At 44.9% G+C, this 12,522-nt stretch carries 9 protein-coding genes and 1 pseudogene; 1 reads left to right on the top strand and 9 read right to left on the bottom strand.

Annotated elements, in window-relative coordinates:
* Positions 1–60: 60 nt before the first annotated feature.
* From deoC to pnp, 8 genes are all read right to left on the bottom strand, one after another.
* Positions 61–831, bottom strand: coding sequence for a deoxyribose-phosphate aldolase (gene deoC / locus SOHN41_RS04465; RefSeq protein ID WP_007646060.1), 771 nt, complete (start codon positions 829–831; stop codon positions 61–63).
* 415 nt (positions 832–1,246) lie between these two features.
* Complete coding sequence (locus tag SOHN41_RS04460; protein ID WP_037458044.1) at positions 1,247–2,086, bottom strand: outer membrane protein OmpK; 840 nt, start codon at positions 2,084–2,086, stop codon at positions 1,247–1,249.
* Between the two features lie 348 nt (positions 2,087–2,434).
* Positions 2,435–3,694, bottom strand: a complete 1,260-nt coding sequence (locus SOHN41_RS04455; protein WP_007646058.1) for a NupC/NupG family nucleoside CNT transporter — start codon at positions 3,692–3,694, stop codon at positions 2,435–2,437.
* A gap of 176 nt (positions 3,695–3,870) precedes the next feature.
* Entirely contained in the window at positions 3,871–4,635 is a 765-nt protein-coding gene (locus SOHN41_RS04450) for a TatD family hydrolase (RefSeq protein WP_007646055.1), read from the bottom strand.
* 11 nt (positions 4,636–4,646) lie between these two features.
* Positions 4,647–4,859 (bottom strand): hypothetical protein, encoded by a 213-nt coding sequence (locus SOHN41_RS20565; protein WP_050801816.1) that lies wholly within the window; start codon positions 4,857–4,859, stop codon positions 4,647–4,649.
* Between the two features lie 81 nt (positions 4,860–4,940).
* Positions 4,941–6,521 carry a peptide chain release factor 3 gene (prfC, locus tag SOHN41_RS04440; protein ID WP_007646054.1) on the bottom strand — a complete coding sequence of 527 codons (1,581 nt, stop codon included), beginning with the start codon at positions 6,519–6,521 and terminating at the stop codon, positions 4,941–4,943.
* Between the two features lie 99 nt (positions 6,522–6,620).
* Positions 6,621–7,526, bottom strand: coding sequence for a lipoprotein NlpI (nlpI, locus tag SOHN41_RS04435; protein WP_007646052.1), 906 nt, complete (start codon positions 7,524–7,526; stop codon positions 6,621–6,623).
* A 192-nt stretch (positions 7,527–7,718) separates the two neighbouring features.
* Complete coding sequence (gene pnp, locus SOHN41_RS04430) at positions 7,719–9,818, bottom strand: polyribonucleotide nucleotidyltransferase (protein ID WP_007646050.1); 2,100 nt, start codon at positions 9,816–9,818, stop codon at positions 7,719–7,721.
* 195 nt (positions 9,819–10,013) lie between these two features.
* Between pnp and SOHN41_RS04425 the strand changes: the two are divergent.
* A pseudogene (locus SOHN41_RS04425) lies at positions 10,014–12,061 on the top strand (putative bifunctional diguanylate cyclase/phosphodiesterase).
* 113 nt (positions 12,062–12,174) lie between these two features.
* Here SOHN41_RS04425 and rpsO read toward each other — a convergent pair.
* Entirely contained in the window at positions 12,175–12,444 is a 270-nt protein-coding gene (rpsO, locus tag SOHN41_RS04420; RefSeq protein WP_007646044.1) for a 30S ribosomal protein S15, read from the bottom strand.
* Between the last annotated feature and the right edge of the window lie 78 nt (positions 12,445–12,522).

The following is a 12,522-nucleotide window of genomic DNA, read 5'->3' as shown; positions in this document are numbered from 1 at the left end:
CAACTAGATTTAGGTCACACTTAATTAGATTCGATATACCCTTTTTGTATTAATCTGTGATTAATAGCCTTGGGTAGGCTTAGGCGCATCGGCTAATTCTAAGGTGTGTAACAAGCTGTTGAGTAAGCTTGAAGCCCCAAATCTAAAGGTACGTGGAGACACCCAGTCAGCACCCAGAATACGTTCGGCAACCCCTAAGAACTCTGCGGCTTGGGCAGCATCGCGTACACCACCAGCAGGCTTAAAGCCTACCTTAGGGTTCTTTTCACTGATCACAGTCAGCATGATCTCGGCCGCTTCTAGGGTGGCGTTAACGGGCACTTTACCCGTAGAGGTTTTGATAAAATCCGCACCCGCATCGATTGAAAGCTCTGACGCACGGCGAATAAGCGCAGGATCGGCTAATACACCAGACTCGATAATCACTTTCAGTAAGACTTCACCACAGGCCTCTTTACAGGCTTTAACTAACTCAAAACCTATGGTTTCGTTACCTTCCATCAGAGCTCGGTATGGGAATACCACGTCGACTTCATCGGCACCGTAGGCAACCGCTGCGCGGGTTTCAAGTACGGCAATCGCAATATCATCATTACCATGGGGGAAGTTAGTCACAGTGGCGATTTGAATATCTTCGGCGCCAATCTCATCTAAGGTTTTACGTGCAATGGGGATAAAACGTGGGTAAATGCAGATCGCAGCGGTGTTGCCAGCGGCGGTTTTCGCTTTATGGCACAGATCAATCACTTTCTGATCGGTGTCGTCATCATTCAATGTGGTTAAATCCATTAACTCGATGGCGCGTTGTGCTGCTTTTTTTAAATCAGTCATAATAGCTCTCCAAAAGAAAAATTAAATAAATATAAATCAGTCTCTTAAAAGCAAGGCTTAGAGGTGGCATTATTTTTGATTATTTTTATATGGCCGGGCCTTCAGGCGATGCCGAGTAATTTGTGTAGGGCAAATTACATGTTTATTAGGTATTCAATCTTGCCTATGCATAACACATACGCATCCTGACACTTAAATTGACTATAAGTGGTCACGACTTGAATCCTTGAAGACCGGAAGAGAGGATACGAATAAAACCTTGTTCCTACTTTTCCGCGAAAAATCCGTTTTAGCGCGAGAAAAACACAAACCTTTATATAAACGCACTGCTCAAATTATAAATGGGTTTAGATAAAGATTCATGACATATAAAAGATGGAGCCGCCATCGCGGCTCCAACGACTCTTACAAGAAATTAGAACTTGTAAGTAGCTGACAGGTAGTGTGACCAACCTGTTGATTCTAAAGCAAGAGCACCAGCACCATCTTCTAACAGGTAAACGTCTTTAAAGCCTTTCAGACCATAGCCCAGAGCATAGCGATCTGAGTGCCAGTATAGACCGAAGAAGATGTTACCACCATCAGAGGTTTTTGGTACGAAAGCAGTCTTATCTTCGTCAGCACCGAATTGGTAATCGATGTAACCTTGGAATGATAGGAAGCTCTTGTTATCGAAGAAGTAGAAAGGTTTGAACCAGTTAGCAGAGAATTGGTAACCGTTCCACTCTTTCGCGTTCATGTCATAGTAACCGTACAGGTTCATACCTGTTTTGCCTAACCAAGGCACGTTTACGTCAGCACCAACACCCCAGAATGTAGAGTTCACGCCTTCACCGTTCAGACCGTCCCAGTTGAACAGAGTTGAGAAGTAAACTTCTTGTACTGGGCCGAAAGATAAATCTTTACCAGTTAATGCATCGATAGATACACGTGGTGCAAACTTCATGAACAGCTTGCTGGTGCCAGAACCAGGGTTCTTGTCACCATCTTTGGTGTGCTCGTTTGCTAAGTTGAATACGTCAACATAACCATAGAGATCGAAAATGCCAGAACGGCCGCCGAATTCCATTTCTAAGTAGTTATGTTGGTCGCCAGTAGCTGGGTTATCTGGTTTTTCACCGATAGAGTACATAGCGTTGAACTGCATCCACTTATAGTCAGAACCGTGAAGATCAGTACGGTCTGCAGCAAATGCGTTGCCAGAGATTGCAGCTACAGCAGTAGCGGCTAAAGCTAAAGTTTTAACATTTTTCATCATCAACCCCATTTATCTTGTTTGCTACCATCGAGGATAGCGTTCTTTTTGTGGCGCTCGCATTCTACCTCGATTAAAAAAATCTCAATAATCTAGCGTAAAATCACGAACACAAAATTCTTAATTGTGAACAAAGTCGCGACTTCATTATCACGATTAATTAACTTAACCGTGCATTCACGACATACGAACAGAATAACAAATCGAATTTCCTTGTATTCTGATCAATGCAATCGGAGAAACTATTCACTACAGGAATCACTACTGGAAAATGGTTGAATTAACTTAGGTCCTGCCCTGCATAGCCAGGACCTAGTTAGTGGGGTTCCCCCCTGCGACTGCCTTAACTTAGATAGCTAAGAACAGACCCGCAATTGTGGCGCTCATTAAGTTAGCGAGTGAGCCGGCAATAACCGCACGAATACCCATTTTCGCTAAATCATGGCGACGGTTAGGAGCCATAGCACCTAAACCACCAAGCAGAATTGCAATTGAAGACAAGTTAGCGAAACCACACAGAGCAAACGAAATAATCGCCTTAGTTCTGTCTGTCATAGCTAAACCCGTTTCAGCGACTATCATGCCGCCGTCAGCAATGTCTTTTAAGTATGGAGCAAAGTTTAAGTAGGCAACGAATTCGTTAACAATGATCTTTTGACCAATGAAAGAACCAGCAACTAAAGCTTCGTTCCAAGGCACACCGATTAGGAAAGCTAAAGGCATGAACACATAACCTAGGATCAGTTCCAGTGTTAAACCTTCAACACCAAACCAACCGCCCACACCACCGATAATGCCGTTGATCATCGCAATCAAACCAACGAAGGCTAACAGCATGGCACCCACGTTCAGCGCTAAGTGCATACCAGATGAAGCACCCGCTGCAGCAGCGTCTAATACGTTAGCTGGCTTATCAGGATCTTCTGGCAGCTCATCCATATCGTTTTTAGCAGCTTCAGTTTCTGGGTGCATCAGCTTAGCCATTAATAGGCCACCTGGTGCCGCCATAAATGACGCAGCAACTAAGTACTCGATAGGCACGCCCATCTGCGCATAGCCTGCTAATACAGAACCCGCAATAGAAGCTAGACCACCCACCATGATCGCAAACAGTTCAGATTGCGTCATAGTTGGAATGAATGGACGAACGACTAACGGTGCTTCTGTTTGACCAACGAAGATGTTAGCAGTCGCTGACATAGATTCAGTACGGCTTGTGCCCAATGCTTTTTGTAGACCGCCACCGATGATACGGATGATCCACTGCATGATGCCTAAGTAGTACAGAACGGCGATCAGAGAAGAGAAGAACACGATAACTGGCAATACGTTAACAGCGAAAATAAAGCCAAGTTTGAAGTTAGCTAAATCACCAAACAGGAAACCGATACCGTTTTGTGCATAGCCAATTACGCTAGAGACGGCGTCAGATACACTTTTCAGAATATCTTTACCGACAGGAACGTACAGTACAAAACCACCGAAGGCGGCTTGGATGGCTAATGCACCACCCACAGTACGTAGATTAATTGCTTTTTTGTTATTCGATAGGAGGAAACCTATCGCAAGTAGGACGACCACCCCTACTAAACTCATCAATATATTCATTAACCATCACCCTATTGTTAACACTTTTTAATTATGTTGTTAATCAACCTATTTCCGAGTCAGATTATACCCGAGGCAAAGTCGAAAATCGTCGTTTTGATCAAATTTTTGGAGTTTAATTTCAATCGCTTAGTGAAGAATGCTAATGCGACCTACACCTGTTTAATTAAAAACAACTAAAGGTCAAACAGTTGCACAGCATTCAACATCAAGTGTTCTGATATTAGAACACTTGATTTTTTTTGCAAAGTTGCAATTTTGTCGATAAAAAGCGCAGCATTGGCGGGCTGGTTACGTTTTTCAGTAACATTTATCGGTGTCATGGCGGGAGAATCAGTCTCAAGTAGGAAGTTTTCGAGCGATAATTCAGCGACTGTTTTGAGCAATTTTTTGGCGTTGGAATTCATGATCAAACCACCAATCCCAAGCTTAAAACCTAATTTGATGTATTCTTGCGCAATCTCAACACTGCCAGAAAAAGCATGTATCACGCCGCCTCTAGGCAATTGATGCTTTTTCAAACAGGCCAAAACCTCGGAATGCGTTTTCACGCTATGGACGATAACCGGCAGATTAACGGATTTAGCTAATGCCAGTTGTGCCTCAAAAAAAGCTAACTGTTGCGGCCAAGTTGAGGGATAAAGCGCATCTAGGCCACATTCACCAATGGCAACAAAACGAGGACATTCGAGCAACGAAGTAACTTTAGATGTTAATGCTAAGATCCCTGCGTCAACATCCTCAGGGCAAAACCATGGATGGATGCCTAGTGCAAAATAGGCTTGATATTGCTGTGCAACGGCGAGTTGTTTTTGCCAGTGACTGGGGGAAACGCCAGGGATGATCAGATTGCTGATCCCAGCTTGTTGCATACGCTGAACCACTTGCTCACGGTCAGCATCAAACTCAGGAAAATCTAAGTGTGCGTGGGTATCTAACATACACAAACACCTCACTCATCATCGGGCTTACACTCAGGTTTCAATGCAGGTTTCAATGTAGGTTTCGATGCGTTTGGTAGACTAGGTGCTTTAGTCGAGCACTTAGGGGCGAGCGGGGGATCCTCAAGGCGTGGCATGCAACAACGGCGATTTTCAGGAGTGAGCCCCATTCGATCGCACCATCGAATGTAAGCTTGCCATGATTTTGTGATCCAATTAGCCATATCAGCATCCCAAACCGTAAATTAGATACAAAAATGGCGGTAACACACCGCCATTTAAACACTGCTGTAAACCAACCAAGATTAATGCTCGCGGGTTTTCGCAAACTCTATATCAGGGTATCTTTCCATTGAAAGATTAAGGTTAACCATAGTTGGCGCAATATAAGTCAAATTATCACCACCATCGAGGGCCAAGTTCTGGCTACACTTGCGGCGGAACTCTTCTAGCTTACGCTCATCTTTGCAATAAACCCAGCGTGCGGTAGAAACACTAATACCTTCGTAAATGGCTTCGACGTTGTATTCGCTCTTTAAACGACCAACCACCACTTCAAACTGCAGCACACCCACAGCACCCACGATCAAGTCGTTGGTGTCTAATGGACGGAATACCTGCACAGCACCTTCCTCAGATAACTGCACTAAACCTTTAAGCAATTGCTTTTGTTTGAGCGGATCGCGCAGACGAATACGGCGGAACATTTCCGGCGCAAAGTTAGGCACGCCAGTGAAACGGAACTTTTCACCTTGGGTAAAAGTATCACCAATACGAATAGTACCGTGGTTATGTAAACCGATAATATCGCCTGGATAAGCCTCTTCGGCGCGCTCGCGGTCACCCGCCATAAAGGTCAGCGCATCGCTAACGTTAACATCCTTACCAATTCGCACATGATGCATCTTCATGCCTTGTTCATATCGGCCCGAACAGACACGCATAAAGGCGACACGGTCACGGTGCTTGGGATCCATGTTAGCTTGGATCTTAAACACAAAACCGGTGAATTTTTCTTCATCTGGCATGATCATCCGTACATCGCTTTCGCGCGGTAGTGGCTTAGGTGCCCACTCGACAATACCGTCGAGAATATGATCCACACCGAAGTTACCTAATGCTGTACCGAAGAACACGGGGGTCAACTCGCCTTTCAAGAAAGCCGCATGGTCGAACTCGTTCGATGCACCACGCACTAATTCCATCTCATCACGCAGGTCAGCTGCATAGCTGCCAATCGCTTTATCTAAATCTGGATTATTAATGCCTTCAATCACGCGACGTTCTTGAATAGTGTGTCCCATACCGCCTTGATAAAGCACCACTTCATCGCGCAGAATATGGTACACGCCCTTAAATTCTTTACCCGAACCTATAGGCCAAGTAATAGGTGCACAGGCGATATTGAGTACATCTTCGACTTCGTCCATTAACTCAACAGGATCGCGAATATCACGGTCAAGTTTGTTCATAAACGTCACGATCGGCGTATCACGCAGACGGGTCACTTCCATCAACTTGATGGTGCGATCTTCAACCCCCTTTGCCGAGTCGATGACCATCAGACAGGAGTCAACCGCGGTGAGAGTACGATAGGTATCTTCCGAGAAATCTTCGTGACCAGGCGTGTCGAGTAGGTTAACGAGGGCGCCACCGTAAGGAAATTGCATCACAGACGTAGTAATAGAAATACCACGGTCCTTCTCCATTTCCATCCAGTCAGACTTAGCATGCTGACCCGATTTTTTGCCTTTAACCGTACCCGCTTTCTGCAAAGCGTTTCCGAATAACAGCACTTTTTCGGTAATGGTTGTTTTACCCGCGTCGGGGTGCGATATGATCGCGAAGGTGCGACGTTTATCGACCTCTACTTTATTGCCTGACATGTTAACCTATGCACTAGTATCGCTAAAAAGGCGCAAATTATAGCGCCTCACTGCTCACTTGGCTAGGCAAAGCCCGAGATGAACTCGGGTGCACAAAGGTTATTTTGCATCCTCTAGCAAGCCTTTAACTTTTGCCAGTTCGATGCGTGCATATCTGTGTTCGACAAAATCATAGATATTGGTCGCCAACGCTAGGCGTAAATAGTTAGCGGCATCCTGATAGTGCTTAGTCTCTATTGCCATTTTGGCTAGATAGAAATAGGCCTCACATAAGCGCTCAGCATATTCTTTGGGATGAGTCAGCCCTAATTTTGCCGCGGCAAAAACATCATCACGGCTTTTTAAGCCAAGATAGTGATCAACGATAACGGTTGACCAGGCATCGGCCTCGAGGCCCTTGCGGTGTTCCTGTAATTGGCGTTTGGCTTCGTCGACACTGTCTTTTGATTGGATCAAATACAGCCACAATGCGCGGTAACCATCTTTATTATCACCGGCATAAAAGGCTTGCATATCCTTTACCGCGAGGTCATTACGATCCCCATAATAGAGCGCTATACCACGATTTAAATAGGCGTAATCGTAATTAGGTGAGAGTTCTAACACGCCATCGAAGGCTTCATAGGCACTGTCGTATTCCCCTTCCTGAGTGTAATAAATCCCAAGAAAATTATAAGCATCGGCCAGATCAGGCTGGAGCTTCAACGCTTGCATAAAATCAATACGTGCGAGTAATCTTAACCCCACACTGTCATAAATCACACCGCGGTCATAGTGAAAACGCGCTCTTTGCTCATTAGTTAGCTCAACGGCAGATAAAATCTCATTGAGTTTTGCCAGTGTCACTTCGACTTTATAATCGGGCATGACTGGTGCAACGACTAACTTACCTTCAACATCGTTGTGGTTCTCTAAGGGAGACTGAGTGGTTGCACATCCAGCCAACATCAGGCTGGCACCCGCCGCCAGCACAGCAACAATAGCGGTTCTAATTTTAAGACTCATCCATTTCTACCTTTTTAGATTCCCAACACTCGCAGAAGAATGTTCATGATAGCAATCCCACCACAGGACTGCTATTGACGAATAGCATTAATCGTAACTTAATTAAATTTGAACAAATAAAAAGGAGATCAATTGATCTCCTTTTTGGACAGTCACTTAAAAGTGCTTGGGAATACTGAGTTTATCCCTCAATTATTCTGCAGCAGCTTCTTTCGTTTGTGCTTCTTTAATTGACAGCCTTACACGGCCTTGACGATCCACTTCCATGACTTTAACTGTCACTTCTTGGTTCAGTTCAAGGTGATCAGACACGTTAGCCACACGCTCATCACTGATCTGTGAAATGTGTACTAAACCATCTTTGCCCGGCAGAATGTTCACGAAGGCACCGAAATCAACGATACGAATAACCTTACCATTGTAGATACGGCCCACTTCCACTTCTGAAGTGATTTCTTCGATACGACGGATAGCTTCTTTGGTTGCTTCGCCATTCGAAGAGGCAATCTTCACAGTACCATCATCTTCCAGTTCAATCGTAGTGCCCGTTTCTTCGGTCAGAGCGCGAATAACTGCGCCACCTTTACCGATAACGTCACGGATTTTTTCTGGGTTAATTTTGATCGTGGTGATGCGTGGTGCGTGATCAGAAATATCAGCACGGTGTGAACCAATGGCCTGGTCCATCACGTTCAGGATATGCACACGTGCGCCATAGGCTTGTTGCAGTGCGATTTCCATGATTTCTTTAGTGATACCTTCGATCTTGATATCCATCTGCAGTGCAGTAATACCATTACGGGTACCCGCCACTTTAAAGTCCATATCACCTAAATGATCTTCATCACCTAAGATGTCAGAAAGAACAACGAAATCATCGCCTTCTTTCACTAGACCCATAGCGATACCCGCGACAGAAGTCTTGATAGGTACACCGGCATCCATCAGCGCGAGAGAAGTACCACATACTGACGCCATAGAGCTTGAACCGTTAGATTCAGTGATTTCAGATACCACGCGCACGCTGTATGGGAATTCAGCAGCTGAAGGCATAACAGCGTTGATACCGCGCCATGCTAACTTACCATGACCGATTTCGCGGCGCTTAGGTGAACCCACCATGCCTGTTTCACCAACAGAGTATGGAGGGAAGTTATAGTGCAGCATGAAACGGTTAGTGCGCTCGCCCATGATGCTGTCGATCTTCTGTGCATCACGTTCAGTACCTAAAGTACAAGTCACTAAGGCTTGAGTTTCGCCACGGGTGAACAGTGCGCTACCGTGAGTACGTGGCAATACGCCCGCTAACACGCTTAATGCACGGATCATGTCTGGTTCACGACCGTCGATACGAGGCTCGCCACGGATAATGCGACCACGGACCACTTTCTTCTCTAAGCTGCCCAGTAAATTATCAACTTCACGCAAATCAACGTCTGGGTTGCTTGCTAACAAAGCTTCCTTCACTGCCGCTTTAACCACAGAAACTTGAGCATAACGCTCTTGTTTAACTTGAATTTTATAGGCATCGCCTAAACCCGCTTCAGCCAACTCTTTAATTTGAGCGACTAAGGTTTCATCTTGTACTGGTGCGGTCCAATTCCACATTGGTTTGCCAGCTTCTGCTTTAAATTCAGCAATCGCTTTGATAACCACTTGTTGTTGCTCGTGACCGTAAACAACAGAACCTAACATCACTTCTTCTGGTAATGCTTGGGCTTCTGATTCCACCATTAATACTGCGCTTTCGGTACCCGCAACTACTAAGTTCAGTTGGCTAGTCTCGATTTGAGCAACAGTTGGGTTCAGTACGTATTCGCCATTAATATAACCCACACGAGCCGCACCTAAAGGACCGCTGAATGGAATACCAGAAATAGCCAACGCCGCTGAAGTACCGATCATCGAAATGATGTCTGGCTCGATTTGTGGATCGACAGAAACCACAGTAATGATCACTTGAACTTCGTTTTTGAAACCATTAGGGAAAAGAGGACGAATTGGGCGGTCAATCAGACGAGCGATTAATGTCTCATCTTCTGAAGGACGACCTTCACGCTTAAAGAAACCACCAGGAATTTTACCCGCTGCGTAGGTCTTTTCTTGATAGTTAACAGTCAGAGGGAAAAAGTCACGACCGGCTTCGGCTTCTTTTTTACCTACAACAGTGACTAACACTGTCGTGTCACCCATACTCGCTAACACGGCTGCATCGGCTTGACGCGCTATAACACCCGTTTCCAGGGTGACTGTATGTTGACCATACTCAAAACTCTTTACAATTGGATTCACGTGACCCATTCCTTAATTAATGACCTTGAATTACGCGCGTAAGTATACTGCAATTAAGGACAATAGATAAAGAGCAGATAATGATGACAAAGACCTATCTTTTCACTAAAGTGGGTAAATCAACAAAGAGTTATACTTTCATTTGATACGGAAAATCATCCCTATGGCGAAAAACAATTATAAAGGACGAGCTGAATGACGGGTCGCTTTAAATCCCTGACTTGGAAACAAACTAACCTCGTCGTATTTACTGCGTTATTTTTCGCTATCGCTATTTTTATCGTTGAGATTGCCCTCGTTGTCATAACGACAAAACAACAACTTACAGCCACGCAGCAGGAACTACTCGATTCAGTGGAGCAGCCAGCAGCCAATGCCGTTTGGGCCTTGGATGATAATTTAGCGAGGCAAACCTTAGAAGGTGCTATCAAAGTCGAACACGTAGGCTCGGCGGTGATTGAACTCGACGATGGTTCAATGTTTGTTTCCGTCAGTAATAATAAAAAAATAACTCGCAAACATTTATCAGTCTCAGCAATAAACTCTTCGATGATCTGAAAGAAATCTCTCGGCCCTTGTACCGTCCCTTCTATTTTGAAGGCACCCAAAAACAGCAGCTTATCGGCACACTGACTATTTTCTACGACACACAAGAGTTGACCAATACACTGTTTTCACAGCTAAAACTAGGCTTCCTAGCTACATTAGCCCGCGCCTTATTGCTCACCTTAGTGCTCTCGGTGGTATTTCACCGTTTCTTAACCCAGCCAATAGCAAGAATAAGCGAAGCAATTGATAAGATTGAGCCCGATTCGCCGGATGAAAATTTACTCCCCATGTCCAACGCCCATAAGGATGATGAATTAGGCTTAGTGACCTCTAAATTTAATCAAATCCTCATTCAATTTAGCCAAACACAATCTAAACTGCGTAAAATGGCGACCCGAGATCCTCTCACCGGATTACCTAACAGGACGCTATTGCTCGAAACCATCGCAGTTACAATTCAACGCGCCCGAGTTCATAAACGCAGTTTTGCTTTGATGTTTATCGACTTAGATCGCTTTAAAAATATCAATGACTCCCTCGGTCACGCCCTCGGCGATCAGTTCTTAGCCAGAATAGCCCGCATTCTCGAACGTGTTGTGGGTGATAAAGGTACTGTATCTCGTTTGGGGGGAGATGAATTTGTGATTTTGGCCGACGCGGTCCAGTCACCGGATCAAGCGGCAGACTTTGTCGATAAACTGTTAGTTCAACTCAATGTGCCTATTCAGCTCAACGAGCATGCGATCCATCCGGCGGCGTCCATTGGTATTTCAATTTATCCCGAAGACGGTAACAGCGCAGAGGATCTTATCCGTCATGCGGATATCGCCATGTACAGCGCAAAAGCGGCGGGTTCGAACCAATGGGCCTTCTTTAAACAGCAGATGACCGAACGCGCTGCCGTACGTTTACGTACCGAAGCATCATTACACGATGCACTAAAAAACAATGAATTTTTACTTTATTTCCAACCTAAACTCGATCTGCAAACCGGTAAGGTTATCGCCTGTGAAGCCCTCATTCGTTGGCAAAAAGACGGCCGTTTAATCAGCCCTATGTCATTTATTCCTGTGGCCGAAGAAACTGGCATCATTATTCCAATTGGTCGCTGGGTGATAGAGCAAAGCTGTAAAACATTAAGGGAATGGCAGAAAAAATATAACTATGCGATCCCAATTGCGATTAATGTTGCGTCGCAACAATTTGCCGATGCAAGCCTAGTATCCGATATCAAGCAAATGGCGTTGCGCTATCAGATCCAACCTGATCTGTTAGAAATAGAGATCACCGAAACCTCATTAATGAATGACATTGAGCAGGCCATCAATAAACTTGAACAATTGAAATCCGCTGGGTTTGGTATCGCAGTAGACGATTTTGGCACCGGGTATTCTTCACTCTCATACCTGCGACATCTTCCCATCACGACGATGAAAATTGACCGTTGTTTTGTATCGGATTTACCCTGCGATAGTGCAATTGCATCCACCATCTTAATGCTTGGGAAGCAGCTCAATTTAACGATCGTTGCCGAAGGGATTGAAAATGAGCTTCAACTCGACTGGCTTAAGGAAAATCGATGCCAGATTGGACAAGGTTTCTATTTTAGCCAACCTTTACCACAAGCAGATTTTGAAGCCCTCTATATTTCAAGCCAAACCGCGAGCCTTGCCCATATCGATGGCAAGTGGTAGATGGCATGAGGGTTGACGGTTGACGGTTGACGGTTGAGCAACTTAGAGAAAACCCAATTTAGAATAATAAAAAAGGAGGCTAAGCCTCCTTTTTTACGTTAGTCGACGTGAGATTAACGACGTAGACCTAACTTTTGGATCAGTGCGTTGTAACGCTCTGCATCAGTACGCTTCAGGTAAGCAGTTAACTTACGACGCGCGCTAACCATGCGTAACAGACCACGACGTGAGTGGTGATCGTGGATGTGCTCTTTGAAGTGATCTTGCAAATGGTTGATTTGCGCAGTTAACAAAGCAACTTGAACTTCAGTTGAACCAGTGTCGTTTTCGCCACGGCCAAATTCAGCCAGGATTTTTGCTTTCGCTTCAGTACTTAGTGACATGTGTCTCTCCAAATATATAGTATGAATCTCTAGCCGATCACTAACTCAGCCAGAGGGCGCGCTATTCTACCCATAATC

The organism is Shewanella sp. HN-41 (assembly GCF_000217915.1).
In the GTDB taxonomy this organism is placed as follows: Bacteria; Pseudomonadota; Gammaproteobacteria; order Enterobacterales; family Shewanellaceae; genus Shewanella.
The sequence above is the reverse complement of the archived record's forward strand: the minus strand, read 5'-3'. Positions and strand labels throughout refer to the sequence as shown.